This window comes from Bradyrhizobium ivorense, assembly GCF_900696085.1.
GTDB lineage: Bacteria > Pseudomonadota > Alphaproteobacteria > Rhizobiales > Xanthobacteraceae > Bradyrhizobium > Bradyrhizobium ivorense.
The window spans coordinates 930,028-956,883 of sequence record NZ_CAADFC020000016.1; the positions used below are offsets into that span (position 1 = coordinate 930,028).

Consider the following 26,856-nt stretch of genomic DNA (forward strand, 5'->3'; position numbering starts at 1 on the left):
TCAATCGAGGACCTCGCCCGGGGCTCCCCCCTCTCCCCAACCCTCCCCCGCAAGGGGGGAGGGAGCCTGACCAGCGTGCTCACCTCACTCGTGACAGATGACGTCGAGCACTGCCCAACGTGAGGGACGCACCGGTGGACGGGTTCCCTCCCCCCTTGCGGGGGAGGGTTAGGGAGAGGGGTGGCCACACGACGTGCTCCCTCGATTGAACTTTCATTGCAAGCGAAGCGCGCGAAGGCGTCGCTTCACTCCTCGCAATGACGATCACACCTTCCCCTTCAGCGCATCGCCGATCTCATCCAGCACCTTCGGATCCTCGATCGTCGCCGGCATGGTCCAGGGCTCGCCGTCGGCGATCTTCTTGATGGTGCCGCGCAGGATTTTGCCGGAGCGGGTTTTCGGCAACCGCGCCACCGTGATCGCGAGCTTGAAGGCGGCGACCGGGCCGAGCTTGTCGCGGACCAGCGCCACCACCTCCTTCTCGACATCGTCGGGGCTCTTGCTGACGCCCGCCTTCAGCACCAGGAAACCGCAGGGCACCTCGCCCTTGATGTTGTCCTTGATGCCGAGCACGGCGCATTCGGCGACGTCGGGATGCGAGGCAAGAATCTCCTCCATGCCGCCGGTGGAGAGCCGATGTCCCGCGACATTGATGATGTCGTCGGTGCGGCCCATCACCCAGACATAGCCGTCCTGGTCGCGGTAGCCGGCGTCCGAGGTCTTGTAGTAGCCGGGGAATTCCGACAGGTAGGCCTCCTTGAAGCGATCGTCCTGCTGCCACAGCGTCGGCAGGCAGGCCGGCGGCATCGGCAGCTTGATCACGATCGAGCCCATGGTGCCCGCCGGCACCGGCTTTGCCGCTTCGTCCACCACGTCGACCTGGTAGCCCGGCATCGGCACCGTCGGCGAGCCATGCTTGACCGGCAGCATGCCGAGGCCGACCGGATTGCCGGCGATGCACCAGCCGGTCTCGGTCTGCCACCAGTGATCGATCACGGGCACCTTGAGCTGCTGCTCCGCCCATTCCACCGTCGGCGGATCGGCGCGCTCGCCGGCAAGGAACAGCGTGCGGAAGCTCGACAGATCGTACTTGCGGATCAGTCTGCCCTCGGGGTCTTCCTTCTTGATGGCGCGGAACGCGGTCGGCGCGGTGAACAGCGCCACCGCTCTGTGCTCGCTTATCACGCGCCAGAACGCGCCGGCGTCGGGCGTGCCGACCGGCTTGCCCTCATACATGATCGAGGTCGCGCCATGGATCAGCGGGCCGTAGACGATGTAGCTGTGGCCGACCACCCAGCCGATGTCGGAGCCGCACCACCAGACCTCGCCCGGCTTGACGCCATAGAGGTTGTACATCGACCATTTCAGCGCAACGAGATGCCCGCCATTGTCGCGCACCACGCCCTTCGGAACGCCCGTGGTGCCGGACGTGTAGAGGATGTAGAGCGGATCGGTCGCCAGCACCGGCACGCAGGGTGCGGCCTTGCCGGCGTCGAGGGCGGTGCGGCGCAACGTCGCCCAGTCATGGTCGCGGCCCGCGGTGAGCTCGCAGCCGTGCTGCGGCCGCTGCAGGATGATGCAGGCCTCGGGCTTCGCGCCGGCAAGCCGGATCGCCTCGTCGAGCAGCGGCTTGTATTGCACGATGCGGCCGGGCTCGAGCCCGCAACTCGCCGAGAAGATCAGTTTTGGCTTGGCGTCGTCGATCCGGCTCGCCAGCTCCTTGGCCGCAAAGCCGCCGAACACCACGCTGTGCACCGCGCCGATCCGCGCGCAAGCCAGCATCGCGACCACGGCCTCCGGCACCATCGGCATATAGAGGATAACGCGATCGCCCTTGGCCACGCCGAAATCCTGCATCACGGCAGCGAGCGCCTGCACCTCTTTCAGGAGCTCGGCATAGGTGAATTTGGTGATGGTGTTGGTCAGCGTCGAATCGTGCAGCAGCGCAACCTGGCCGGCGCGGCCGCCGGCGACGTGACGATCCAGCGCGTTGTAGCAGGTGTTGACCACGGCGCCGCTGAACCAGCGGCCGTAGGTCCCCACCGCTGGATCGAAGATCTGCTTCGCCGGCTCGATCCAGTCGATCTCGCGCGCCGCTTCCGCCCAAAACCCCTCGGGGTCCCGGAGCGAGCGGGCATGCACCTCATGATACCGGCCCGTTTGCAGGATCGTCATGGCGTTCTCCCTCGCGCTGGTCGCGCGTCGTTGATCGACCATTGTCACGGGAAGCGGCGGCGTTTCAAGCCGAAATCACCGCCGCCGTTGCCACAGCCCTGAGCATGATCATTTCGGAAAATCGCTTCGCACTTTGCGCTAACGCGGCCCTTTGGGTCCGGATCATGCTCTAGTATCCGTCCACCCCGTTGATCTGCTGCAGCCGCTCGCGCATCGCCTTCTGCAGGTCGTAGCCCGGCTTGCCGAATTCGGCATTGCGGCGGGCGATGAACTGGTCCTGCTCGCGCTGCAGCTCGCGCGCCTGGCGCGGGTTTTGCGCTTCGCGGATCGCCCGGACGTTGGAGGCGTTGACCTCGCGGTCGAGGTCGGCGAGCTCGGGATTGGCGCAGATCGCCTTCTCCACCGGCCGGCGCGCCTTGCGGCAATCGAAGCTCGGCTTGCCGGCCACCGCCATCATCGCGCCGATCCGCTCCAGCTCCAGCGACAGCGATTTGTAGTTGGCCTTGGCCGCCGCATGGTTGGGATCGAGCTTGACCGCGGCGCCGAAATCCATGATCGCCCTGCGCCGGTCGCCCTTCCTGCGCCAGAGCTCGCCGCGCGCATTGTAGGCGTCGGTGAGCGACGGATCGAACCTGAGCGCAATATCGTAGTCCGTGATTGCGCGATCGATCATCTGCTTGCGATCATAGGCCGCAGCGCGCGCCAGCAGCGCCCTTGCGCGATCGGTCCGCTCCGCCTTCTCGTTGTCGATCAGGGAACCGCAGACCTCGATGGTCTTGTCGTCATCGCCTGCCGCGGCCGCAGCGACACAGCGGCCGGGATCGGCCTCCACGTCCTTGCCGGGCTCGCTGCTGGTCGCACGCGCGAGATCGGCGAACAGCATGCATGACAGGCAGACGCCGAGCAGCGACCGCGTCCAATTTGCAGAATTGCGTCGCATCACGATCGCCGACGAGGCGTCCCTGTCCCGCGCCTGAACCCGCCAGGCAGCCCGCCATCCGGACCGCGTAGCAATTGCCGCAAAACCACACGCTGGATTATACGTCAATTGCGACGATCGGCGCACGGGGGTTCGGCTTGCTGACATTCGAATGGATCATCGGACTGCTGCTCGCGGCCGTTGCGCTGTCGGCGCTGGCGCGGCGGCTCAAGGTGCCCTATCCGACGTTCCTTGCGATCGGCGGCATGCTGCTCGCCTTCCTGCCCTCAGGCCCGTCCTGGGCGCTGGAACCGAAACTGGCGCTGGCGCTGTTCGTGGCCCCCGTGCTGCTGGACGCCGCCTTCGACACCTCGCTGCGCGACCTGCGCAACAACTGGCTGCCGGTCACGACGCTGGTGGTGGTCGCGGTCGGCATCACCACGGTGGGGGTCGCGGTGGTCGCGCGCTGGCTGCGCCCCGATATGCCATGGCCGGTCGCGATCGCGCTCGGCGCCATCGTCGCGCCGCCCGACGCCGCCGCGGCCACCGCGATCCTGCGCCAGGTCAAGCTGCCATATCGCATCCAGAAGATCCTCGAGGGCGAAAGCCTGCTCAACGACGCCAGCGCGCTCTTGATCTATCGCGTCGCGGTCGGCCTGGTCGTCGCCGAGCACATGAAGGTGCGCGAATTCGTGCCGTCGCTCGCGGTGGCGCTGGCCGGCAGCCTCGCCGCCGGCTACATCTTCGCGCAGATCTGGATGATGATCACGCGCCGCATCACCGAGGCGCCGAGCGCGATCATCACGCAGTTCGGCGGCACCTTCATGGTGTGGATCGTCGCCGAGCATGTCGGGCTGTCCGGCATCCTCACCATCATCGCCTATGCGATCACGATCGCCCGCGCCGCGCCGGCCAGCACCTCGGCGCGGCTGCGCGTCTCGTCCTACACGGTGTGGGAAACCGTCGTGTTCGTGCTCAACGTGCTCGCCTTCATGCTGATCGGCATGCAGCTGGGTCCAATCTGGTCCGGGCTCGACGACGAGGTGCGATTCAAATATTGCAGCTTTGCCGCGATCATCCTCGCCGTGGTGATCTTCATCCGGATCGCCTGGGTGATGTCCTATGGCGCGTTCCTGCGCGTCCTGAAATCGCACGACCTGCTTCCGTCATACGTGGTCGCGGCCGTGCCGTCGTCGCGGCGCAGCATCGTCGTGTCCTGGTGCGGGATGCGCGGCATCGTCACGCTGGCGGCCGCCTTCGCGCTGCCCGAGTATTTTCCGTATCGCGATCTGATCCTGCTCACGGCGTTTGCCGTGGTGCTGGGTTCGCTGGTGATCCAGGGCCTGACGCTGCGGCCGCTGATCCTGGCGCTGAAGTTCGATGACGACGACCCGGTGGCGCGCGAGGCCGCGCATGCCCGCGGCATCGCCATTCGCGCGGCGCTGGACGAGATCGATGCCGATCCCTCCGAGGAAGCCGAGATTCTCAGGCTCGAATACCGCGCCGTGCTGCTGCGTGCCGAAAACGAGCCGGACGGCGGCGTCGCCTCGGGCGAACTGCCGGCCGACCCGCTGCGCCGCCGCGCCATCGCAGCGGCGCGCCGCGCGCTGCTCAATCTGCGCCATAACGAAGCGATCGGCGACGATGCCTTCCATCTGGTCGAAGAGGAGCTCGATCGCGCCGAACTCAGCGCCGAGGCGTGATGGGAGCGCTAGAGATGGGCGGTGCAACTCTCTCCACGCGTCGTCCCGGCGAAGGCCGGGACGACACTGTGTTTGTAGCACCGCTGTCCGATCCGTCACCCTGAGGTGGCCGCTTCTTCAGCGGCCCTCGAAGGGTCGACGGCCCGTCTGGTGGCCGTGCATCCTTCGAGGCTCGCAAGAGCTCGCACCTCAGGATGACGGGTCAATAGCCAGCGCTATGGCTCGCGACGCAGTGGACCTATGCGCCCGACTTGCTGGTGATGCCGCCGTCGACCACGAGCTCGATACCGGTGACGTACTTCGATTCATCTGACGCGAGGAACAGCGCCGCGTTGGCGACGTCCCAGGCGTCGCCCATGTGGCCCATCGGCACCTGCGCGTCGCGGGCGCGCCACATCGCCTCGACGTCGCCCTTGGCGTAGCTCTGCGCCAGACCCGCCGAATGCGCCACCATCGGCGTCTTCATCAACCCGGGCAGGATGGCATTGACGCGAACGTGTTTGGAGGCGAACTCGACCGCGGTCGAGCGCGTCATCTGGTTCATCGCCGCCTTGCTCGCATTGTAGCTGACATAGGAGATGCCGACATGGCGGATCGAGGCGATCGACGAGATGTTGATGATCGAGCCGCCGCCCTGCTTGATCATCACGGGGATGACGTGCTTCATCGACAGGTAGGCGCTCTTGAGATTGACCGCGAACACGCGGTCCCATTCGGCCTCCGCGACCTCGACCACGCTGCCGACCTCGGCGATGCCGACATTGTTGTCGAGCACGTCGATGCGGCCATAGGTTTTCAGGCAGGCCGCGACCATCGCCTCGACCTCGGCGGCGCGCGAGACGTCGGCAGTGAACGCGGCGGCCTTGCCGCCCTCGCCGGTGATGAGGCCGACGGTTTCCTCGGCCGCCGCGCCGTTGCGATCGACGCAGAACACGCTGGCGCCCTCGCGCGCGAAGGTCACGGCGGTCGCCTTGCCATTGCCCCAGCCGGGCCCAATCGAGCCCGCGCCGACCACCATCGCAACCTTGCCCTTGAGCCGATCCATCGGTTGTTTCTCCCTGTTGTTCTTGTAGCCCGGATGAAGCGCAGCGCAATCCGGGGCCGCTGTTCCCGGATTACGCTGCGCTCCATCCGGGCTACGGATTGTCGCAAGCGCTCATCGTGGTGACATTAGCACCGATCGGATGGCCGAAAATCTCCGATAGCGTCTGGCAGCGTCCCGCGTGGCACAGAAGCCATTCGCCGGCGGCGCCGGAATTGCCGAGCACGACTTCCGGCCGAGGCAGCGGCGGCGGCGACCATTGAAACCAGCCGCCGACGAGCCGCGCCTCCGGCGGCGGCTCCATGCCGGCGCCGGTGCCCTTGATGCGGGCCTGCGTCAGCTCGAGGCCGGCTGATGTGATCAGCCAATCCTCCTGCCAGGCGGTCTTCTCGATCGAATGGGTCCAGGCGAGCGTGAACGCCGCCACCGACAGCGTCTTCACCACGCCTGCGGAGGCGAGGCAGAGGCTCAAGCCGCCGCCACCGCGTCGCGCGCGCGCTGCCGCCACTGCCAGAGCAGGACGGCCGCCGACAGCGTGAAGCCCGCGGTGTCCGAGAACGGGAAATCGCCGAGCAGGCAGAGCGCCGCCACGAACGCCACCGCGATCTCGACCAAAGTCAGCCGCGTGAACAGGAAGCCGATCGCGACGATGCCGAACAGGGCGATCGCCACCAGCGCCTTGAAGGTCGCCAGCGCCACCGCGCCGTAGAAGCCGAGCTGCGCCTGCATCGGGTCTCCGCTCTGCAGCATCAGCGCCGGCGAATACACGAAGATGAAGGGAATGACGTAGCCGGCGAGCGCGATCCGCATCGCCTCCCAGCCGATCTTGTCCGGGTTCTCCTTGGCGATCGGCGCCGCCGCCAGCGCCGCGAGCGCCACCGGCGGCGAGAGGTCAGCCATGATGCCGTAATAGAACGCGAACATGTGGCTCGCGATCAGCGGCACGCCGAGTTTCGCCAGCGCCGGCGCGGCGAGCGCGGCCGTGATGATGTAGGTCGGGATGGTCGGGATGCCGGTGCCGAGCAGGATCGACAGGAGCATGGTCATGATCAGCGCCAGGAACAGGCTCTTGGCGCCGAGCCCGATGATCCAGCTGCCGAAGATGGTGCCGACGCCGGTCTGCGTCATCATGCCGATGATGGTGCCGACGATGGCGCAGGCCATGCCGACGGTCAGCGCCGACTTGGCGCTGTCGGCGAGCGAGTCGCGGCAGGCTTTGAGGGTGGCGCGGCCGCCGCGTGTGATCGCGGCGATCACGATCAGGCCGGCGACGACGCTGGCGACCGGAATGATCTCGAGCCCCTTGCGCGAGACCGCGGCGACGACAAGCGCGAGCCCGATCCAGAACACGTAGCGGATCACGGTGTTGGAAAAGCCGAGCGTGATGCTGGCGCCGAGGATCAGCGCCACAGTGAGCGCAAGCCCCATGCTGCCGGCATAGAGCGGCGTAAAACCCTCGAACAGCATGTAGACCAGCGCGGCGAGCGGCAACACCAGGTACCAGCGCGCCACCAACGCCTTCCAGGCGCTCGGGATCTCCGAGCGCTTCATGCCGACCAGGCCGTGCTTGCCCGCCTCCAGATGCACCATCCAGAACGCCGAGGCGAAATACAGGATCGCCGGGATCACCGCCGCCTTGACGATCTCCGAATAGGGCACGCCGAGCGTCTCCGCCATGATGAAGGCAACGGCGCCCATCACCGGCGGCATGATCTGTCCGCCCATCGAGGCGGTGGCCTCGACACCGGCGGCGAAGGCGCGGCGATAGCCGAACTTGATCATCAGCGGAATCGTGAACTGGCCGACGGTGACGACGTTGGCGACGCCAGAGCCGGAGATCGTGCCCATCATGCCCGAGGCGAACACCGCGACCTTGGCCGGCCCGCCGCGGGTGCGGCCGAACAGGCCGAGCGAGACGTCGGTGAACAGCTGGATCATGCCGGCGCGCTCCAGGAACGAGCCGAACAGGATGAACAGGAAGATGTAGGTCGCCGAAACGTAGATCGGCACGCCGTAAAAACCTTCGGTGCCGAACGAGAGATGGGTGACGATCTGGTCGAAATCATAGCCGCGATGATTGAGCGGCGACGGCAGATACTGCCCGAAGAACCAGTACAGCAGGCAGGCGCCGCACATCAGCGGCAGCGCCGCGCCCATCAGCCGCCGCGTGCCCTCGAAGATCAGCACCGCGAGCAGCGTGCCGACCGCAAGGTCGGTGGTGGTCGGATCGCCGTCGCGGGCGATCAGGTCGGCGTAGAAGATCCACTGATAGAGCCCGCAGAGAAAGCCGGCACCGCCGACGATCCAGCTCACCGCGCGGCCGAAATCGGTCTTGGCGGTGAAATTGCCGATCAGGCCGAAGGTCAGGAGGATCAGGAAGCCGACATGGACGCCGCGCACCACCTGGCTCGGCAGGTAGTTGAAGGCGGCGACATAGAGCTGGAACACCGCAAAGGCGAGGCCGACCGCATAGGCCAGATAGCCCCAGCCGCCGGGGCCAAACCCTTCCGGAAAGCCATGCTCGAAATTGTCGAATTCGACCTTGACGGGCTCGGCGCCCTCAAGCTGCTGCTGCATTGAATCAGTCCCCCGCCGTGCGTCCCCCGCACGTCATGCGCGGGCCTGACCCGCGCATCCATCGAAAAATAGGCTCTTTAGAAAGATGGATGGCCGGGTCAAGCCCGGCCATGACACCCTTGAAGCGTAATAGCCCTACTTGATCAGGCCCTTTTCCTTGTAATAGCGGATCGCGCCCGGGTGCAACGGCACCGGGCTGCCGGTCGCGGCGGCCTCGAGCTTGATCTCCTTGCCGGCGGCATGGGCGTTGGCAAGCTCCGGCAGCGAATCATAGACCAGCTTGGTCATCTGATAGGCCAGTTCATCCGACACCGCACTCGAGGTGACGAGATAGTTCACGACCGCAGCCGTCCGCACGTCCTTGTCCTGGCCGGTATAGGTGTTGGCCGGAATGACGACCGAGACGAAGGGCGGGCCGATCTTGTCGACGGTTTCCTTCGGCACCGCGACCACGGTGATGTCGGTCGAGGTCGAGAGGTCCTTCAGCGAGGCGACGCCGAGGCCGGCGGACTGCAGCGTCGCGTTGAGCTGGCGGTTCTTCATCAGGTCGACCGACTCGGCGAACGGCAGATATTCGACCTTGCCGAGGTCCTTGTAGCTCATGCCGGCGGCCGCAAGGATGGCGCGCGAGTTCAGCTCGGTGCCGGACTTCGGCGCGCCGACCGACAGGCTCTTGCCCTTCAGATCGGCCAGCGTCTTGATGCCGCTTTCGGCGGTGGCGACGATCTGGATGTAGTTCGGGTAGATCGCGCCGATGGTGCGCAGCTTGTCGAGCTTGGTCTTGAAGCCGGCTTCGGCATCGCCCTCCCAGGCCGCCTTCAGCGAATCGCCGAGCGTGAAGGCGATCTCGCCGCGGCCCTGCTGCAGCAGCACCAGGTTCTCGACCGAGGCCTTGGTGGCCTGCACCTGGGTCTTCACGCCAGGGATCTTGTCGCCGTAGATCTTCCCCATCGCGACGCCGAGCGGATAGTAGACGCCGGAGGTTCCGCCGGTCAGCACGTTAATGAACTGCTCGGCCCGCGCGACAGGCGCGGCGAGCACGCTGGCTGCCACGGTCGCGGCCGCCACCAACTTCCAATTCATGAGTATTATTCTCCCCTTAAGCCGGGCGGACGTTGGCCTTGTGTCCCCGCCGGGTCAAGCCATCCAAACGACGCATGCCGGGCAAAATTCGGTATGCCAGCACTGCTTTCGGAAGATGCCGGGAACTCTCCGCCTGCCGCGCGGGTTGAGAGGCGCAACCTGCCAGCGAGGTATGATTTGCAGCCGTCCGGGGCGACCGTGGGGCGCTCGATGCGCTGAACTTCTTCCTCGCCGATGTGCGCGACGGGCTCGGCCCCTATCTCGCGATCTACCCGCTGACCGAGCGCGGAGACATTGCGACGGCCGCGACCTCTCGCTCTGCCGTATCGACGCCGCGAACCAGCTGGCGCGGCTCGTCGCCCGATCGAGTCGCGATCGCAGGCCACGCGTTGCGCGCGCCGTGATTCAGAACGCGCGACGCGATCTGCTGTTCAGCAATGGTGCAGATTCGCGTCTGTAGCGGCGCATCAACACAGGCATTAACGCGGTCTCGCGATGACACACGACAACGGTGCATTCCAGTCGTGATCGTGAAGCGGCGATGAAGGTCAGATGACGCCTTTATTGCAGGCAACATGGCGCTCTCGCGGTGTCGTTCGATCGCAATTTAATTCGAATTGTCGGCTTTAAGGTTAGCGAAGCAACGCTTGTATAACCCTGAAATTTCCATGATTGCCGCCACCCCGTAGTTGTACGACTTGCGCCGGGGCAATTCCAAAAAAAGGCGGGGCATGAATCACGTCAGTCACATCGGACACGCACGGGCCGGTTGGTTCGGGCATCGCAAGCTGACTCCGCGCGCATGCATTGCGGACAGCAAAAAGCACCTTCGCACCTTCCTGGCCGAGGCGCTCGAAGACCTCGGTTTCATCACCTGCGAATGCACCCAGGCGGCCGATCTCGACACCGTCCTGGACGCGGAACGGCCGGATGTTCTGGTGCTCGGCGTGTCCGTGGACGGCATCGAAGTCAGTAAAATTCTCGAGACTTTGGTGAGAAAGGACTATGGCGGCAAGGTTCTGGTGATCGGTCAGCCGGACTCGATCATCGTCAAGGCCGTGCGCCAGATCGGCGACGAATACGGGATCGCCATGCTGCCGGCGCTCTCGACGCCGTTCAGCGCCGGAACGCTGCGCGACAGCCTGGCCTCGCTGATGCCGGTCGAGCCGGCGCCGAGCCCGGCCGTGGATGTGCCCGAAGCGCTCAAGGCCGGCTGGCTCGAGCTCTGGTACCAGCAGAAGATTCAGCTCAGGACCCTGGCGCCGAGCGGCGCGGAGGCGCTGATAAGGATGCGCCATCCCGCCTGGGGCGTGGTTCCGCCGGCCTACTTCATTCCCGATGACGGCGACCCGCATTTCAATGCCCTGTCGCACTTCGTGATCGAGCGGGCGATCGAGGACTGGCGCTATCTCGTGGAACAGATCGGCCCGGTCAACCTCTCGATCAACCTGCCGATCTCGTTTCTTGCCGACGACGACGCGGTGGGCGAGCTGTGCCGCCGGATGCCGGATCATCCGGCATTCGCGGGCCTTCTGATCGAGATCGACAGCGGCGAGGTGATCGACAATCTCGATCTTGCGATCGACGTCGCAAGGCGGGTGCGGCTGCACAACATCGCGATCTCGATCGACAATGTCGGCGCCAACTGGCCGTCGCTGCTGGGGCTGGAGAGCTTCCCCTTCGTCGAGGTGAAGGTCGACCACCAGTTCGTCACCGGCTGCGCCGACCAGCGCCTCAAGCAGACGGTGTGCCGCCGGATCGTCGAGCTCGCCCACGACAACGGCGCGCTGGTGGTCGCGCAGGGCGTCGAGACGCGCTCGGATTTCCTGGCCGCGCACGAGATGGATTTCGACCTGGTCCAGGGCTACCTGTTCGGCAAGCCGATGGGCGTCAAGAAGTTCGCGCGGTCGCGGGTCTCGCTGGCATCAGGCCCGCAGCCCGATTCGTAACGGGCTGCGCGCCGGTCAGGCGTCACTGAAACGTCATGTCGAGGCACTTGGAGATGTCGGAGCCGAGGCCGGACGAGATGGTGATGCAGCCGCGGATCTTCTGGGTGGTGTTGTCGCTCGCCCAGATCGCATAGCCGCCGGGACCGAAAAACGAGTTGGTGTTCGGCGGCTCAGTCTCGGTGGCGTCGAACGAATAATTGCCGTCGGTGTCGAAGATCCGCGGCTTCTTGGTGCAGCCGCCGTCGGCCTGGACGTTGATGACCTCCTTGTTGTCCCGCGTCAGCGCCAGCGACACCTGGCAGCGGAAGTATTCCGAGGTCTTGGCGTTGAACAGGTAGGCATAGGAGCGGCAGGTCGCGGTGTTGAGCTTGCCGGCCGACAGGCCGCGGCTGCAGGAAATCCGCTGGTTGTTGGACAACTTGAACTCGTCGGCTTGCGCGACCGAAGCCAGCGTCATGAACGACAGAGCGACACCGAAACCGATCTTCATGACGTGATGCATCCTGACCATCCCCAACCTGTGTTTCTGGCAATCAACGCGTTTGTAAACGGTAACGCGAAGATAGTCGCCAAGCTTGCGGCGGGAAATCACAAAGTCGCGGAGGGTGTGAGCGACCGCGCACCTTTGTCGTATTGACGACGCAACAGCGTTCGTGATTTGTTCAGAAACGATGGGGACAACACGCTTTTTTCAGCCGTGAGGTGGATCATGACACGTATTTCAACCAAGACCTTTTTGACGATCGCTGCCCTTGCCACGTTGACCGCGCCCGCATTCGCGCAGAGCGCCACGCCGTGGGAGCTGAAGCCCGACATGGGCTACGCCTATGACAAGGAGGGCAAGACCTGGTCCTACAAGATGGGCACCAACAATGCCGGCACGCTGCTGAAGGGCGCCAAGAAGGTGCCGCGGGGCACGCTGTTCTTCATCGGCCAGAACGGCCAGCTCTATATGCGCTCCGGCCCCTATCTCGAGGGTGACGGCAAGTTCATGTTCGGTTCGAACTGAGCTCTTTCCCTCGGCAGCCAAAGCATGATCCGGACCCGAAGGGCCGCGTTAGCGCAAAGTGCGAAGCGGTGGAGCGCGATGAGATTAGGTTGAGCTGGCGCAGCATGGAAAGTTCACCTCTCCCTTGGGAGAGGTCGGCGCGCAGCGCCGGGTGAGGGGTTACGCTCCCTCGTTAGTGCTGCGGCCCTCACCCGATTGGCTGCGCAAATCGACCTGTCCCCGCCGGGGAGAGGTGGACCGAACCCGCGGTCAAACCGATTCAACGTAATCACATCGCGCTCTGGGCGTCAGAACGCCGTGGCGAGCTCTCTCGCACCGGGCTTGTTGCTGTTGAAGTCCATCCGCTCGTTGGTGACCGCGAGCAGCTTCGCCACCGTGTTGTGGCGGATCGCGACCGGATTGCGCTCGTAGCCGGAGCGCTGGAAGAAGTTCGCGGTCGGCACCTGCTCGCGCATCGCCTGCGGCATGGTCACCATGTCGAGCCCGGTGCCGTCGCCGGTCAGGTTCATCATCTCGAGTTCGGCCGCGGTGAGCGGCCGGCCGTAGCCCTTGTTGCGGGCGAAGATCACCGAGGTCAGCAGCTTGTGGGTCTGCAGCATCGGGCCAACGTCGATGTCGAGCACCATGGCGTGCATGGCCCAGCCCTGCGGCGTGTTGCCGATCTTCTCGTGCTCCGACCAGGTGTCCGGCACCGCCTTGGCATGCGCCACCATGCGCTTCAGCACCGCGAGCTTGTGCTCGAGCGATTTGCGCGGCGGCCCTGAGGTCTGGGCGACCTTTTCGGCGAGTGCGCGAACCAGTTCGTGGCCCTGCTCGGCGAGCAGCTCGACGCTGTTGGTGGTCAGCAGCTGATTGTAGCCGATCGCGGTCGAGATCGCGCGCTTGCCGCCATGCTCGATGCCCGATTGCACGTCGTAACTGCCGGTGCCGCCGGTCTCGAACGAATAGACCCGCACCGCCTGCTCGCGCGTCAGGCCTGACGCGAGCGCGTAGCGCGCATAGGCGCGCTTGAACTCGATCTCGTTGGCCGGGCGCTGCGGCGTGAACTGATAGAGTTCCTGCGCCGCGGCGACGAAATCGGCGACCACGGGAATCGGCCTTTTCTCGGGGCGCTCCGGCGTCTCCTCCGGCTCGGGATTCACCGGCCGCTTCGGACCCGTGTAGAGCGGCGGGTGCTCCAGCACGTAATCGTCGAGCGTGATCTGAATGCGCTCGCGGCGCTTGGCATTGCGGCCGCGCCGCTTCTCGGCGATCGCGTTCCAGTAGGCGCCGGCCTCCTGATCGAACGCGGCGCGAGCCTCCAAATATTCCTTCAGCTTGCGGCGATATTCCGCGATCGCCTGCGGCGACGCCCCCTGCGCCATCGCGCCCGCGACGGACGGCGGCAGTTCCGCGGCCACGACCTGCGGCGCACCCGCGGTCAGCGCGAGCGCGAAAAATCCTGAACAGAGGCGAATCAATTGCGGGCGCATCGTCCCCTTGTAGCAAGCGCGGCCGCGAAGTCAGCCCGGAATTAGGGCGTCGAGAGCGGCGCGATGCCGCGATGCGACCGCGAATATCCGTCAAGATACGGTGTTCTGTGACAGGAGTGATCTCGGAACGGATGGAGGCGCCCATGAGAATGACGATCTGGCTCGCCGCCGCAGCCTTGGCGACGCTCGCGGCGCCGGCGCGCGCCGAGCGTCCGGATTGCGCCACTTTTCCGGATACGCGCTCGCGCCTCACCTGTTACGACAACGTGTCGCGGGCGCCGCCGGAACCCGAGGCGAAGGCAGCCACCGTGCCGCCGAAGGCAACACGGCCGGACCGGCGCAAGCCGCACGCCCAGTGATGTTCACTCCTGCTCGACGCCGCTCGCCTTGACCAGCTGCGCCCACTTCTTCTCGTCCTTGTCGATGAAATCGGCATAGTCCTCCGGCGTGCCGGGCGTGATGTCGGTGCCGTCATTGCCGAGCTGCCGCTTCACCTCTTCCGAGGCCAGCGCCGCGTGCAGCGCCTTGTTGAGCTTGTCGATCACCGGCCGCGGCGTGCCGGCAGGCGCTACCAGGCCGTAATAGAGCGAGGCGTCGAATCCCGGCAGCCCCGCTTCCGCGATCGTCGGCACATCCGGCAGCAGGCCGGAGCGTGTCGAGCTGGTCACCGCGAGCGCGCGCAGCTTGCCCGCCGCGACATTGGTGTGCGACGCGGGGATCGGCGCGAACGCCATCGGGATGTGACCGCCGAGCAGATCGGTCAGCGCCGGGCCCGTGCCCTTGTAGGGGATGTGCACCAAGGTGATGCCGGCGGCGCGCGCGAAATATTCGCCGGTGATGTGGCTCGCGGTGCCGGCGCCGGCCGATCCGAAATTGACCTTGCCCGGATTGGCCTTGGCGTAGGCGATCAATTCGGCGACCGACTTGGCCTGGAAGGACGGATGCACCACCAGCGAGTTCGGCGCATTGCCGATCATGCCGATCGGCGCAAAATCCTTGCGCGGGTCGTAGCCGGCATTCTTGTAGAGCGACGGCCCGATCGCGAGCGTGCCGGTGTAGCCGAGCAGCAGCGTGTAGCCGTCGGGGTCGCTCTTGGCGACCGCCTTGGTGCCGACGGTGCCGCCCGCGCCCGGCCGGTTGTCGACCACGACCTTCTCGCCGAGCAGCTCGCCCATCTTCTCGGCGACGCCGCGGCCGACGATCGAGGTGCTGCCGCCGGGCGCGAACGGAATCACCAGCGTGATCGGCCGCACCGGATAGTTCTGCGCCTGTGCCGCGTCCGACAGCGCGGCGAAGGCGAGCGCGGCAACAGCGACGATCAGTTTTTTCATTATGTTTTCCTCCCTACTTCCAGGCGAACACCGGCTGCTCCAGATCGGCGACGCGAGTGTTGCGCCCGGCCAGCACTTCGCGAAATTGATAGATCAATGCGGCGGTGGGCGCATGGATATGCGACCCGCCGAGCCGGAAACGAATCACGCGCCGCACGCTCTCGGGGATCGTGACGAACGTAAAGACGTCATCGGCCTCGATCGCATCGAGGCCGATGCGATGCACCGAAGCGACCTCGTCCGGGTTCGGGGTGATTGCGGCACGCGCGCCGGCCCAGACCACGACCGGTGTGATCAGATAGCCCGAGCGCGTCGGGTAGTCGTCGAGCATGCCGAGCACGTCACGCTCGCCGAGCGCCATTCCGAGCTCCTCGTGCAATTCGCGGAGCGCCGACTGGACCTGGGTTTCGCCGGCATCGCAGCGGCCGCCGGGCAGCGCCCATTGCGCGCGGTGGGAGCGCAGGCTGGCGCTGCGGCGGGTCAAGAGGAACGCCGTACCTACGCCATCATCGGCTTCGGTCAGCGCGATCGCGACCGCGGCGCGCTTCAGCATCGGTCCGGCATCCGCCGGCGCCAGGCGCGTGAACGCGGCGCAGAGCTCTGCGATATTCCGCCGGGTGGCATCGTCAAATGAGCGGGCCATGCACCTTGACTACAACACTGCAGCGTTTGATGAAATGACTGCCAACACATGCCTCCTGCGATCGATCATTGACCATGGACCAACTCATGCCGGCGGACAAACTGGCCGCGGACAAGCTCAAGGCCGACGGCTGGAAGATCGCCGAAACCACCGGCTTCCTGTCGCTGATCGGCCCGCTGTGGGAGCGGCTGAAGGACGGTTCGCTCGAGCTCGCGCTGATCACCGAGGACAAGCACCACAACCGCCGCGGCCTGGTGCAGGGCGGCGTGATCATGACCTTTGCCGATCGCGCCTGCGGCATGGCCGCGCGTTTCGTCTCGGGCAAGCCGACGCTCGCGACGGTGCAGCTCGACACCCATTTCGTCGAGGCCGGCAAGATCGGCGAGATCCTCACAACCCGCCCGCGCGTAGTGCGCTCGACCCGCAGCCTGATCTTCATCACGACGGAAGTCACGGTCGAGAAGCGCTGCATCGCGATGGCCAATGGCGTGTTCAAGATTTTGAAGACTGAGAGTTAGCACCGTCATTCCGGGGCGGTCCGCAGGACCGAACCCTCAGATGCGCAATTGCGCACCGAGAATCTCGAGATTCCGGGTCTGGTCCTTCGGACCATCCCGGAATGACAGCCGGAGGGAGCCAAGATGCAATACCGTCAGCTCGGCCGCAGCGGCCTGAAGATATCCCCGATCTGCCTCGGCAGCATGATGTTCGGCGGCCCCACCGACGAGGCGACGTCGGGCCGGATCATCGCGAAAGCGCGCGAGGCCGGCATCAATTTCATCGACAGCGCCGACGCCTATAATGGCGGCAAGTCCGAGGAGGTCGTCGGCCGCGCCATTTCCAACCAGCGCTCGAACTGGGTGCTGGCGACCAAACTCGCCAACCCGATCGGCGACGATCCCAACCATGGCGGGCTGTCGCGGCGCTGGGTGTTCCAGGCTTGCGATGCCAGCCTGCAGCGGCTCGGCACCGATGTCATCGACATCTACTATCTGCACAAGGAAGACCACACCACGCCGCTCGACGAGACGGTGCGCGCGATCGGCGACCTGATCCGATCAGGCAAGGTGCGCTATTTCGGCGTCTCCAACTACCGCGCCTGGCGCGTCGCCGAGATCTGCAACATCTGCGACCGGCTCGGCATCGACCGCCCGATCGCGAGCCAGCCCTATTACAACGCAATGAACCGGATGCCCGAGGTCGAGCATTTTCCGGCCTGCAATTTCTATGGCCTCGGCATCGTGCCCTACAGCCCGCTGGCGCGCGGCGTCCTGACCGGCAAGTACGCGCCCGATGCAGCGCCGCCCGCCGACACCCGCGCGGGGCGCAACGACAAGCGCATGATGCAGACCGAGTGGCGGCCGGAATCGCTGCAACTCGCGCAGGAGATCAAGCGCCACGCCGAGGCGCGCGGCATCACCGCCGGGCAGTTCGCGGTGTCGTGGGTGCTGAACTCGTCGTTCGTCAGCGCCGTGATCGCCGGCCCGCGCACCGAAGCGCAGTGGGACGACTACATCAGCGCGCTCGACTACCGCTTCACCGCCGAGGACGAGGCGCTGATCGACCGCCTGGTCGTCACCGGCCATCCCTCGACGCCGGGCTTCAACGATCCGGCCTACCCGATCGAAGGCCGCCGGGCGCGGACGGAGTAGCTGCAGCGTCACTGGGATTTTGAGTTGGAGCCGCGCTCCATCCACCGTCATTGCGAGGAGCGCTTGCGACGAAGCAATCCATAGCACCGCATATGCGGATCGATGGATTGCTTCGCGGAGCCTGTCATCGGGCGGCGCTTCGCGCCGACCCGTTGGCTCGCAATGACGGGGACAGACCGCCGCTTCAATCACTCGGCAACGCCGAAGTTACGTTTCGCGCCTTCCGAATTGCGCAAGCCCTGAGTCGGCTGCACCATCACGGCATGATAATGCTGATGCTGGTGCTGCAATGACGGCAACCAATGTGCTGGACTGGGTGGTGGCGCTGTTCGTCTGCTGGGCGAGCCTGACCGCCATCGTGCAATCGCCGCACGAGACGGCGCAGTGCGCCGCCCCGTACACGACCGGCAGCGCGGTGCGGACCATCCCGCCAACACCGGCCAAAGCCGAGATCGAGGCGATGATCCGGGACATGAAGCTGCACGATTGACAGAGGCGACAAACCTCGAAAGCCGTTCGTCTTGTACAAGCCCTGAAATGCGTGAGGGCGGCGCCGAAGCGCCGCCCCCTTGTCTTGCAGTTCTTAACCGCCGCTTACTTGTGGCCGACGAGGTCGAAGCGGTCGGCGTTCATCACCTTGGCCCAGGCGGCGACGAAGTCCTTGACGAACTTCTCCTTGGAGTCCGACTGGCCGTAGATCTCGGCGAACGCGCGCAGCTGCGAGTGCGAGCCGAAGATCAGGTCGGCGCGGGTGCCGGTCCACTTCACCGCCTTGGTCTTGCGGTCGCGGCCCTCATAGACGCCCTCGCCGACATGGCTCCACTCCGTGCCCATGTCGAGCAGGTTGAGGAAGAAGTCGTTGGTCAGCGTCCCGACCTTGCCGGTGAAGACGCCGTGCTTGGACTTCTTGGCGTTGGCGCCGAGCACGCGCAGGCCGCCGACCAGAACCGTCAATTCCGGTCCGGTCAGCCGCAACAGCTGCGCGCGATCCACCAGCGCCTCCTCGGGCATCATGAACTGATGCTTGCCGCTGACGTAGTTGCGGAAGCCGTCAGCCCGCGGCTCGAGCGGCGCGAACGACTCGACGTCGGTCTGGTCCTGCGACGCGTCGGTGCGGCCGGGCGTGAACGGGACCTTGACGCTGGTGCCGCCGTCCTTGGCCGCCTTCTCGATCGCAGCAGCGCCGCCGAGCACGATCAGATCGGCGAGCGAGACCTTCTTGCCGCCGGTGCTGAACTCCTTCTGGATGGCTTCGAGCTTGCCCAGCACATTCTTGAGCTGAGCCGGATCGTTGACCTCCCAGTCCTTCTGCGGAGCGAGACGGACGCGCGCGCCGTTGGCGCCGCCGCGCTTGTCGGAGCCGCGGAAGGTCGACGCCGAGGCCCAGGCCGCCGACACCAGTTCGGACACCGACAGGCCGGAGGCGAGGATCTTCGCCTTCAGCGCCTCGATGTCCTTCTCGCCGATCACCTCGTGATCGAGCGCCGGCACGCGGTCCTGCCAGATCAGCGCCTCCTTCGGCACCAGCGGGCCGAGGTAGCGCTGGATCGGGCCCATGTCGCGATGCGTGAGCTTGAACCAGGCGCGGGCAAAGGCGTCCGCGAACTGATCCGGGTGCTCGTAGAACCGGCGCGAGATCTTCTCATAGGCCGGATCGACGCGCAGCGAGAGGTCGGTGGTCAGCATGGTCGGCTTGCGCTTCTTCGACGGATCGAACGGATCCGGGATCACCGCGTCGGCGCCCTTGGCCACCCATTGCTGCGCACCCGCCGGGCTCTTCTCCAGCTCCCATTCGTACTTGAACAGGTTGTCGAAGAAGTGGTTGCTCCACTTGGTCGGGGTCTGGGTCCAGACCACTTCCGGGCCGCCGGTGATCGAGTCGGCGCCAACGCCGGTGCCGTATTTGCTCTTCCAGCCGAGGCCCTGATCCTCGAGCGCGCCGGCTTCCGGTTCGGGGCCGACCAGCGACGGATCGCCCGCGCCGTGGGTCTTGCCGAAGGTGTGACCGCCGGCGATCAGCGCGACGGTTTCTTCGTCGTTCATCGCCATGCGGAAGAACGTCTCGCGGATGTCCTTGGCCGCAGCGAGCGGATCCGGCTTGCCGTTCGGGCCTTCCGGGTTGACGTAGATCAGGCCCATCTGCACCGCGCCGAGCGGCTCGGAGAGCTGGCGCTCGCCGCTGTAGCGCTCGTCGCCGAGCCAGGTGCCTTCTGGACCCCAGTACAGCTCTTCCGGCTCCCAGACGTCGGCGCGGCCGCCCGCGAAGCCGAACGTCTTGAAGCCCATCGATTCCAGCGCGACGTTGCCGGCGAGGACCATCAGGTCGGCCCACGAGATCTTGTTGCCGTATTTCTGCTTGATCGGCCACAGCAGCCGGCGCGCCTTGTCGAGGTTGGCGTTGTCCGGCCAGCTGTTCAGCGGCGCGAAGCGTTGCTGACCGGCACCGGCGCCGCCGCGACCGTCGGTGATGCGATAGGTGCCGGCGCTATGCCAGGCCATGCGGATCATCAGGCCGCCGTAGTGACCGTAGTCGGCCGGCCACCAGTCCTGCGACTCCGTCATCAGGGCGGTGAGATCCTTGATCACGGCGTTGAGGTCGAGCGATTTGAACGCCGTGGCGTAGTCGAAGTCCTTGCCCATGGGATCGGACAGATTCGAATTCCGATGCAGGACCTGGACGTCGAGCGACTCCGGCCACCAGTCGCGGTTGGTGCGCCCGCGGGGGCTCGCATTGAACGGGCACTTGCCCGCACCGTCGTCGGTTTTTGCGTCCATGTTTCTTCTCCGAGGTGATGGATTTTGGAATGGGCTGGTGCTCTTCCAAGAATGATTCTACGCGGCCCAATCCATCAGGTGAAATTGACTTTAATGATCGCGGCGATAAGATAATCTGATGATAAATGTCACACTCCGGCAACTCAGGTATTTCGATGCGCTGGCCCGCCACGGCCATTTCGGACGCGCCGCGGACGCCTGCGCGGTGTCGCAGCCGGCGCTGTCGATGCAGATCCGCGAGATGGAACAGGCGGTCGGCGGCGTGCTGATCGAGCGCAATGCACGGCAGGTGACGCTGACGGCGTTCGGCGAGGAACTTTTGCACCGGGTCCGCGACATTCTGCGCTCGGTCGACGAGCTCGGCGACTTCGCGCGCGCCTCGCGCGACCGGCTGGCCGGCCGGCTGCGCGTCGGCATGATCCCGACCATCGCGCCGTATCTCTTGCCCAAGGTGATCGAGACGCTGGCGCGGCTGCATCCCGAGCTCGACATCCATGTCCGCGAGACGCTGACGCCGAAACTGATCAAGGAGGTGGTCGAGGGCCGGCTCGATACCGCGATCGTGGCGCTGCCGGTCTCGGAACCGTCGCTGAGCGAGGTCGCGCTGTTTTCGGAGAATTTCCTGCTGGTGCGGCCCGGCGAGGATGCCAAGACGCCGGTGCCGAGCGCCGAGATGCTGCGCGAGATGCGCCTGCTGCTGCTCGAGGAGGGCCACTGCTTCCGCGACCAGGCGCTGTCGTTCTGCAACATGCAGTCCTCGCCGCCGCGCGAGCTGCTCGATGCGAGCTCGCTGTCGACGCTGGTGCAGATGGTCGGCGCCGGCATCGGCGTCACCCTGATCCCGGAGATGGCGGTCGGCGTGGAAACCCGCTCGGCGCCGGTCACGGTGGCGCGCTTCAAGAATCCGCAGCCGTCACGGACCATCGGCATGGTCTGGCGCAAGACCAGCCCGCTCGCCGCGCAATTGCAGCAGATCTCCGAGGTGGTGGCACTCGCCGCCGACGCCCTGCGCGCGCCGAAGGCGAACGGCGCCGCCGCGAAGCGCGCGGGACGGCGGAAGGTGGCGTGAGGATTCGCCGGGACGACATCGCGTGTCGCGCAGGTCTGGTGTCAAGTAAGGCGAGCACGCCGGTCAGGCTCCCTCTCCCCTTGCGGGAGAGGGTGGGGAGAGGGGTGCCGCGGGCGAGATGCTGATGTGAGCGTGAGGGCCTCGCAAGTCGCTCGCGCATCATTCGCGCGTGAATGAGAGAGCGCGCCGCGGGTTACCCCTCTCCCCAACCCTCCCGCGCAAGGGGGGAGGGAGCCCCGGCTGCGTGCTCGCCTTACATCGGCTGTTGGACGGGATGACGCTCGCGCTCATCTACGCGCCTGCGCCGATCTCACTTCGCCTTGAGCGCCTTCTCGTGCGCCTCCAGCGCCGCAGTCAGCAGTTTTGGCAATTGGCTGGCATAGGTCTCGATGAAGGTCGCATCGCCCCAAGCGTTGGGATCGCGCGCAGCCTGCTCGGCGATGCGGGCGGCCTTGGCCTCGCACTTGGCGAACATGTGCCAGAACCAGTCCGGGTTCTTGCCGAGCGCGGTCTTGCTGCGCTTGATGACGGCGGCGCCGACCGCGCTCATGGCGCTGACGGCGCCCGCGCTCAGCGTGCTGATCGCCTGCGCGTTCAAGATGTCTTCGCGCTCCGGCGGCTGGGGCTTGGCTGCGGTCGCTCGTGCTTTGGCCGGCATGCTTCTGGCTCCTCGTGGCTCCGTTCGACGCCGCCGAGCATCGGCGGCGGAGGTTGAGGAACACTCAAGGGACATGGTTGAAAACCGGATCGGATTTCATTCCGGTTTTATGCGCTTCAGAGACATCGGGACTGGAGGGATCCGGGTTCCCTCGGTCGCCCCGGCCTATCCTGCGGGAACCGCTAGGCTTTCGCGCCGTAGCGGCGGATCAGCTGGTCGGCGACGTCGTCGAGATCACGGCCGACGACCTGCGGCTGCGGCCCGACGCCGAGCAAATCGTTGCCGGGGCGCTTGATCAGCGCGGCCTCCCAGCCGGCGGCGACCGCGCCCAGCGTGTCCCAGGTGTGGCAGGCAATCAGGCAGAATTCCGCGGGCTTTGCGCCGAGTTCCCGCTCGACATAGCCATAGGCCTGGCGCGACGGCTTGTGGTGCTTGACGCGGTCGGCGGAAAACCGCCGTTCGAACAGATCGACGATGCCGCCATGGGTCAGCTGGCGGGTCTGCACCTCGAGCAGATTGTCGGTCAGCGTGAACAGGCGGAAGCCGACCGCGCGCAGCTTGCGCAGCGCCGCCGGCACTTCCGCGTGCGGCGGCATGGTGGAGAACTTGTCCGTCAGCTCCTTCTTGTCGCCCTCGTCGATCCTGATGCCACGCGTATCGGCCAGCATCTTCATCACGGCGGCGCCGATGTCGGTGAACGGCACGTAGCAGCCGGCCACCGTGAGCGCCGCCGAGTACATGATGAAATTCGCGAACCACAGCCGCATCGCATTGCTGTCGCCAAAGATGCGCGCAAACACCGGCTCCATGGTTTCGAGATCAAGCAGGGTCTCGTTGACGTCGAACACGATCAAGGGAAGCTTGGCCATTTGTCGGTCTCCTTGCTCTTCTTGAGCATGATCTCTTTCCGGATCATGCTGGGGTGGTCTCAGCCCCTTTGCTTGATCCGGCTGCGGTGCGCGGCCTGCTTGGCGCGGTTGCCGCAGATCGCCATGCTGCACCAGCGGCGCGCACGGGCCCTTGTGTGATCGGCGAAGATCAGCGTGCAGGCGTGCCCCTCGCACGCCCGGATGTCGGCAAAGCTCTCCTCGCAGACCACCTTGGCCATCGCCTCGCCGACCGGCAGCAGCAGCGACTCGGCCGAGCCCCAGCGCCGCCTCTGCTCCAGCGCAAAACCGTCGTGGCCGCGGTGGCTGATCGCCACGACCTGGCTGAAGGTCTCGTCGCGCGCGAGCACCCGGTGCAGCGGCTCGAGCTCCGCGAGCGCCTGCGGCGTCAGCGGCCGGCCCATATGCTTGCGCACGAAGCCGCGAAACCATTCGCGCAAGGCGCGGGCCTGCTCGGCGACCTTGTCGAGCTCGCCCGGGGCGGCGCGCGCCTTCAGTTCGCCGAGCACATCAGGCGGCACCAGCTTCGCCTGCGCGAGCCAGCGCACCAGGCCGTCGCCATCGGCGATCGCATCGACCGGCGCATCGAGCGGGGTCGCGATCGAATTGATGAAATCGAGGCCCAGCGAGTCGGCGATGAACATCGCTGGCGGATGGGGTTGCACGGGTGAAGCCCTCCTGGCGGCGTCTTTCAAGGCCAGCCGCAATAACCTGCTCGAAGCCTGTTGACAAGTTACGACGAGTGAGCCATAAGCGTCGTAACCTGTCAAGCGGCTTCTGAGAAGTTACGCGACCCAGGCGACCCAGGACGTTACGATGGAGCGAACGATGTCGATCAAGGATGTCAGCGTGGTGCTTGCCCATGGCGCATGGGCCGACGGGTCGAGCTGGGCGAACGTGATCACCGCGCTCGACGCTGAGGGCATCACCGCGGTGGCGGCGCCGCTGCCGCTGACCTCGCTGAAGGACGACGTCGCCGCGCTGAACCGGACGCTGGATCGCGTCGAGGGGCCGATCGTGCTGGCCGGGCACGCCTATGCCGGCGCGGTGATCGCAGAGGTGCGCTCGCCGCGGGTGAAAGCGTTGGTCTATGTCGCGGCGCTGGCGCCCGACGAGGGCGAGACCGTCGCCGACGTGTTCTATCGCGCCCCGCCGCATCCGTTCGCGCCACAGCTCGCGCCCGATGCCAACGGGCTGATCTGGCTGCCGGAGTCCGCCTTCGCATCGGCCTTCGCGCAATGCGCAAGGCCCGAGGACCTCGCCGTGCTCGCAGCGGTGCAGCGGCCGATGTCGCCGGCCTGCATCACGGTGCCGGTCGGCCGCCCGCGATGGAAAGACGTCCCCGCCTGGTTCCTGGTCGCCGAGGAGGACCGGATGATCGCGCCCGCCACGCAGCGCAGCATGGCGGCGCGGATGAACGCCGTGGTGCATGCGCACGCCGTCGATCACAGCCCGATCGTGACCGCGCCGATGCTCGTCGCCGACATCATCCGAGAGGCGATCCGCGGCGTTACTCCGGCCTGAGGCATTTCTTGCAAATCAGGACAGGAGAGCTGCCATGCAGGAGAGACAGGTATCGTCCGATCGGCTCGGTGCGTTTTCCGATGCCGTGATCGCCGTGATCATCACCATCATGGTGCTGGAGCTGAAGGGGCCGGAAGGTCCGGCGCTCGCCGACCTGCTGCCGCTCTGGCCGACCGCGATCACCTACGCCGCGAGCTATGTCTTCATCGCCGTGATCTGGGTCAATCACCACCATTTGCTGCATCTGGTGCGGCATCCGACGCCGCTGCTGATCTGACTGAACTTCCTGCACCTGTTCGGGGTCTCGCTGCTGCCGTTCGCCACCGCGTGGGTCGCGCAGTCGCACATGGCCTCCGCGCCGGTGGTGGCCTATGCGTCGCTGTTCCTGCTGATCGACCTCGCCTATCTCGGCTTCGAGCGCGCGGTGCTGGCGCAGGCGGACCAGACCATGATCTCGGCGCGGGCGCGCACGCTGGCGCAGCGGCGGACGCTGGTCGCGGTGCTGATCTTCGCCGCCGGCGCAGCGGTCGCGCCATTCATGCCGCTGCTCGGCTTCGCCGTCGTGTGCTGTGCGCTGCTGCTCTACCTCAAGCCCGAGATGTTCAGCGCCGCTGCGGGACAGCGCGAATCCTGACCTTCCACGCCCCACCACGTTGCGACCACAAGGAGTGAGAGATGTCCCAAGTCAAATACCGCACCGCCGATGTCGACGGCTTCAAGGTGTTCTTTCGCGAGGCCGGCACACAGGGCGCGCCAAAGCTGCTGCTGCTGCACGGCTTCCCGAGCGCCGGGCACATGTTCCGCGATCTGATCCCGCAGCTTTCGGAGAAATTCAACATCGTGGCGCCGGACCTGCCCGGCTTCGGTCAGTCCGACATGCCGGCGCGCGACAAGTTCAGCTACACCTTCGACGCCATTGCCGGCGTGATCGATCGCTTCACCGAGGTGATCGGCTTCGATCGCTACGCGGTCTATGTGTTCGACTATGGCGCGCCGACCGGCTTTCGCCTTGCGGTCAAGCATCCGGAGCGGATCACCGCGATCATCTCGCAGAACGGCAATGCCTATGCGGAAGGCCTCAGCGACGGCTGGACGCCGATCCGCGCCTATTGGCAGGATCCGTCGCAGAAGAACCGCGACGCGCTGCGCGCCTTTCTCACGCCGGAGACCACGCACTGGCAGTACACCCACGGCACCACCGATCCGCAGCGCGTGTCGCCGGATGGGCAAAACCTCGACAATTACTACATGGCGCGCCCCGGCGCGCATGACGTGCAGCTCGATCTGTTCGGCGACTACAAGAGCAATGTCGCGCTCTATCCGGCGTTCCAGAACTACTTCCGCACCCACCAGCCGCCGTTCCTCGCGGTGTGGGGCAAGAACGATCCGTTCTTCCTGCCGCCCGGCGCCGAGGCGTTCAAGCGCGACAATCCGAAGGCCGTGGTGCGCTTCTTCGACACCGGACATTTCGCGCTGGAGACTCACGCCGCCGAGATCGCGCAAAGCATCCGCGAATTTTTCAACCGCTGACGCGCGCCAGGTGAGGAAATGGCCATGACAAGATCCGTCGCCATCGTGACCGGCGCGAGTTCCGGCATCGGACGCGCCACTGCGCTGCGGCTCGCGCGCGATTTTACCGCCATCGTGCTGGTCGCGCGCGGCGGCGGCAAGCTGCGCGAGGTCGGCCAGCAGTGCGAGGCCGGCGGCGCGACGCCGCTGCTGCTCGAGCTCGACCTCGCCTCGCCCAAGGCCGCGGAGACCGTGGTCAAGGCCACGCTGGATCACTTCGGCCGCATCGACGCGCTGGTCAACGTCGCCGGCGCGGTGCCCGGGCTCGATCTGTTCGAAATGACGGACGAGCAATGGGACGCCGGCCTTGCGCTCAAGATGCATGGCGCGCGGCGGCTGACGATCCGCGCCTGGGAGGCGCTGAAGGCGTCACAGGGCGCGGTGATCTTCACCTCGGGCAACGCCGCCGTGCTGCCGCGCGCAGGCGCGGCCGCCGTCGGTGCGATCAACGCCGCGATCGAGGCACTGGCAAAAGCCTTCGCCGAGCGCGGCATCGACGACGGCGTGCAGGTCAACTGCGTGTCGCCGGGCGCGGTCATCACCGGCCGCCGGCTCGCGATGCTGGAGAAGGCGGCCGCCGCAAAGGGCATCACGCTCGACGCCGCCAAGGCTGTTTTCCTCAAGCAGGCCGGCATCAAGCGGTTCGGCACGCCGGAGGAGATCGCCGATCTCACCGCCTTCGCGATCTCGCCAGCGGCGCGCTGGATGACCGGTACCGTGCTGCGGATGGACGGCGGCGAGATCAGGTCGGTGTGACGAATCGCGCGGCGTACTCCGCTTGGGCTTGACGGGACGGCGTCGATGCAATCGATCGGCAAG

The 26,856-nt window shown here is 66.1% G+C and carries 27 protein-coding genes; 13 read left to right on the plus strand and 14 right to left on the minus strand.

Going from position 1 to position 26,856, the window contains the following annotated elements; all coding sequences use genetic code 11:
- Nucleotides 1-264 precede the first annotated feature (264 nt).
- Nucleotides 265-2,175: a propionyl-CoA synthetase gene (locus tag CI41S_RS24370; protein WP_139861885.1), complete on the minus strand. Its 1,911-nt coding sequence runs from the start codon at nt 2,173-2,175 to the stop codon at nt 265-267.
- Nucleotides 2,176-2,344: 169 nt separating this feature from the next.
- A complete protein-coding gene (locus CI41S_RS24375) occupies nt 2,345-3,115 on the minus strand; it encodes a lysozyme inhibitor LprI family protein (protein ID WP_139861886.1) in 771 nt (256 codons plus the stop codon).
- A gap of 137 nt (nt 3,116-3,252) precedes the next feature.
- Between CI41S_RS24375 and CI41S_RS24380 the strand changes: the two genes are divergently transcribed.
- Nucleotides 3,253-4,797, plus strand: a complete 1,545-nt coding sequence (locus CI41S_RS24380; protein WP_139861887.1) for a cation:proton antiporter — start codon at nt 3,253-3,255, stop codon at nt 4,795-4,797.
- Between the two features lie 238 nt (nt 4,798-5,035).
- Here CI41S_RS24380 and CI41S_RS24385 read toward each other — a convergent pair whose 3' ends face one another.
- The 4 genes from CI41S_RS24385 to CI41S_RS24400 all read right to left on the minus strand — a co-directional run bounded on the left by CI41S_RS24385 (nt 5,036) and on the right by CI41S_RS24400 (nt 9,499).
- The gene (locus CI41S_RS24385; RefSeq protein WP_139861888.1) at nt 5,036-5,842 is read right to left on the minus strand and encodes an SDR family NAD(P)-dependent oxidoreductase; all 807 of its coding nucleotides are present in this window, start codon (nt 5,840-5,842) and stop codon (nt 5,036-5,038) included.
- Between the two features lie 91 nt (nt 5,843-5,933).
- On the minus strand, nt 5,934-6,311 hold the full coding sequence (locus CI41S_RS24390) for a DUF1850 domain-containing protein (protein ID WP_244622530.1): 378 nt from the start codon (nt 6,309-6,311) through the stop codon (nt 5,934-5,936).
- Nucleotides 6,308-8,416: a TRAP transporter permease gene (locus CI41S_RS24395; protein WP_139861890.1), complete on the minus strand. Its 2,109-nt coding sequence runs from the start codon at nt 8,414-8,416 to the stop codon at nt 6,308-6,310. Before CI41S_RS24395 ends, CI41S_RS24390 begins: the two co-directional genes overlap by 4 nt.
- 135 nt (nt 8,417-8,551) lie before the next feature.
- Entirely contained in the window at nt 8,552-9,499 is a 948-nt protein-coding gene (locus CI41S_RS24400; RefSeq protein ID WP_139861891.1) for a TAXI family TRAP transporter solute-binding subunit, read from the minus strand.
- A gap of 731 nt (nt 9,500-10,230) precedes the next feature.
- On the opposite strand from CI41S_RS24400, the gene CI41S_RS24405 reads away from it, so the two are divergent.
- The gene (locus CI41S_RS24405) at nt 10,231-11,448 is read left to right on the plus strand and encodes an EAL domain-containing response regulator (RefSeq protein ID WP_139861892.1); all 1,218 of its coding nucleotides are present in this window, start codon (nt 10,231-10,233) and stop codon (nt 11,446-11,448) included.
- 22 nt (nt 11,449-11,470) lie between these two features.
- Here CI41S_RS24405 and CI41S_RS24410 read toward each other — a convergent pair whose 3' ends face one another.
- The gene (locus CI41S_RS24410) at nt 11,471-11,950 is read right to left on the minus strand and encodes a hypothetical protein (protein WP_139486926.1); all 480 of its coding nucleotides are present in this window, start codon (nt 11,948-11,950) and stop codon (nt 11,471-11,473) included.
- A 207-nt stretch (nt 11,951-12,157) separates the two neighbouring features.
- On the opposite strand from CI41S_RS24410, the gene CI41S_RS24415 reads away from it, so the two are divergent.
- Nucleotides 12,158-12,457, plus strand: a complete 300-nt coding sequence (locus tag CI41S_RS24415; protein WP_139486925.1) for a hypothetical protein — start codon at nt 12,158-12,160, stop codon at nt 12,455-12,457.
- Nucleotides 12,458-12,744: 287 nt separating this feature from the next.
- On the opposite strand, the gene CI41S_RS24420 is transcribed toward CI41S_RS24415, so the two are convergent.
- Nucleotides 12,745-13,929, minus strand: coding sequence for a hypothetical protein (locus CI41S_RS24420; RefSeq protein ID WP_139861893.1), 1,185 nt, complete (start codon nt 13,927-13,929; stop codon nt 12,745-12,747).
- Between the two features lie 143 nt (nt 13,930-14,072).
- Here CI41S_RS24420 and CI41S_RS24425 point away from each other — a divergent pair, with 143 nt between their 5' ends.
- Complete coding sequence (locus CI41S_RS24425; protein WP_244626677.1) at nt 14,073-14,288, plus strand: hypothetical protein; 216 nt, start codon at nt 14,073-14,075, stop codon at nt 14,286-14,288.
- 3 nt (nt 14,289-14,291) lie between these two features.
- Here CI41S_RS24425 and CI41S_RS24430 read toward each other — a convergent pair whose 3' ends face one another.
- Together CI41S_RS24430 and CI41S_RS24435 are read right to left on the minus strand one after the other, a co-directional pair.
- Nucleotides 14,292-15,260: a Bug family tripartite tricarboxylate transporter substrate binding protein gene (locus tag CI41S_RS24430; protein WP_139861895.1), complete on the minus strand. Its 969-nt coding sequence runs from the start codon at nt 15,258-15,260 to the stop codon at nt 14,292-14,294.
- A 13-nt stretch (nt 15,261-15,273) separates the two neighbouring features.
- Complete coding sequence (locus tag CI41S_RS24435; RefSeq protein WP_139861896.1) at nt 15,274-15,903, minus strand: NUDIX hydrolase; 630 nt, start codon at nt 15,901-15,903, stop codon at nt 15,274-15,276.
- 86 nt (nt 15,904-15,989) lie between these two features.
- Between CI41S_RS24435 and CI41S_RS24440 the strand changes: the two genes are divergently transcribed.
- From CI41S_RS24440 to CI41S_RS24450, 3 genes are all read left to right on the plus strand, one after another.
- Nucleotides 15,990-16,421, plus strand: coding sequence for a PaaI family thioesterase (locus tag CI41S_RS24440; protein ID WP_139861897.1), 432 nt, complete (start codon nt 15,990-15,992; stop codon nt 16,419-16,421).
- Between the two features lie 123 nt (nt 16,422-16,544).
- Nucleotides 16,545-17,555, plus strand: coding sequence for an aldo/keto reductase (locus tag CI41S_RS24445; RefSeq protein ID WP_139861898.1), 1,011 nt, complete (start codon nt 16,545-16,547; stop codon nt 17,553-17,555).
- Nucleotides 17,556-17,844: 289 nt separating this feature from the next.
- Complete coding sequence (locus tag CI41S_RS24450; RefSeq protein ID WP_139861899.1) at nt 17,845-18,045, plus strand: hypothetical protein; 201 nt, start codon at nt 17,845-17,847, stop codon at nt 18,043-18,045.
- Between the two features lie 104 nt (nt 18,046-18,149).
- On the opposite strand, the gene katG is transcribed toward CI41S_RS24450, so the two are convergent.
- A complete protein-coding gene (gene katG / locus CI41S_RS24455; RefSeq protein ID WP_139861900.1) occupies nt 18,150-20,330 on the minus strand; it encodes a catalase/peroxidase HPI in 2,181 nt (726 codons plus the stop codon).
- A 118-nt stretch (nt 20,331-20,448) separates the two neighbouring features.
- On the opposite strand from katG, the gene CI41S_RS24460 reads away from it, so the two are divergent.
- Nucleotides 20,449-21,399, plus strand: a complete 951-nt coding sequence (locus CI41S_RS24460) for a LysR substrate-binding domain-containing protein (RefSeq protein WP_139486918.1) — start codon at nt 20,449-20,451, stop codon at nt 21,397-21,399.
- A 310-nt stretch (nt 21,400-21,709) separates the two neighbouring features.
- Here CI41S_RS24460 and CI41S_RS24465 read toward each other — a convergent pair whose 3' ends face one another.
- The 3 genes from CI41S_RS24465 to CI41S_RS24475 form a co-directional block, all read right to left on the minus strand.
- Nucleotides 21,710-22,057, minus strand: a complete 348-nt coding sequence (locus CI41S_RS24465; protein ID WP_139861901.1) for a hypothetical protein — start codon at nt 22,055-22,057, stop codon at nt 21,710-21,712.
- A 182-nt stretch (nt 22,058-22,239) separates the two neighbouring features.
- On the minus strand, nt 22,240-22,926 hold the full coding sequence (locus tag CI41S_RS24470) for a haloacid dehalogenase type II (RefSeq protein WP_139861902.1): 687 nt from the start codon (nt 22,924-22,926) through the stop codon (nt 22,240-22,242).
- Between the two features lie 59 nt (nt 22,927-22,985).
- Nucleotides 22,986-23,588, minus strand: coding sequence for a CGNR zinc finger domain-containing protein (locus tag CI41S_RS24475; protein ID WP_139862155.1), 603 nt, complete (start codon nt 23,586-23,588; stop codon nt 22,986-22,988).
- A gap of 184 nt (nt 23,589-23,772) precedes the next feature.
- Between CI41S_RS24475 and CI41S_RS24480 the strand changes: the two genes are divergently transcribed.
- The 5 genes from CI41S_RS24480 to CI41S_RS24495 all read left to right on the plus strand — a co-directional run bounded on the left by CI41S_RS24480 (nt 23,773) and on the right by CI41S_RS24495 (nt 26,793).
- Nucleotides 23,773-24,468 carry an alpha/beta fold hydrolase gene (locus CI41S_RS24480; protein WP_139861903.1) on the plus strand — a complete coding sequence of 232 codons (696 nt, stop codon included), beginning with the start codon at nt 23,773-23,775 and terminating at the stop codon, nt 24,466-24,468.
- Between the two features lie 34 nt (nt 24,469-24,502).
- Nucleotides 24,503-24,745, plus strand: coding sequence for a TMEM175 family protein (locus CI41S_RS44590; RefSeq protein ID WP_244626678.1), 243 nt, complete (start codon nt 24,503-24,505; stop codon nt 24,743-24,745).
- A 69-nt stretch (nt 24,746-24,814) separates the two neighbouring features.
- Complete coding sequence (locus tag CI41S_RS44595; RefSeq protein ID WP_244626679.1) at nt 24,815-25,102, plus strand: hypothetical protein; 288 nt, start codon at nt 24,815-24,817, stop codon at nt 25,100-25,102.
- Between the two features lie 41 nt (nt 25,103-25,143).
- Nucleotides 25,144-25,998 (plus strand): alpha/beta fold hydrolase, encoded by an 855-nt coding sequence (locus tag CI41S_RS24490; protein WP_139861904.1) that lies wholly within the window; start codon nt 25,144-25,146, stop codon nt 25,996-25,998.
- 24 nt (nt 25,999-26,022) lie between these two features.
- Nucleotides 26,023-26,793, plus strand: a complete 771-nt coding sequence (locus CI41S_RS24495; protein WP_139861905.1) for an SDR family oxidoreductase — start codon at nt 26,023-26,025, stop codon at nt 26,791-26,793.
- Nucleotides 26,794-26,856 lie beyond the last annotated feature (63 nt).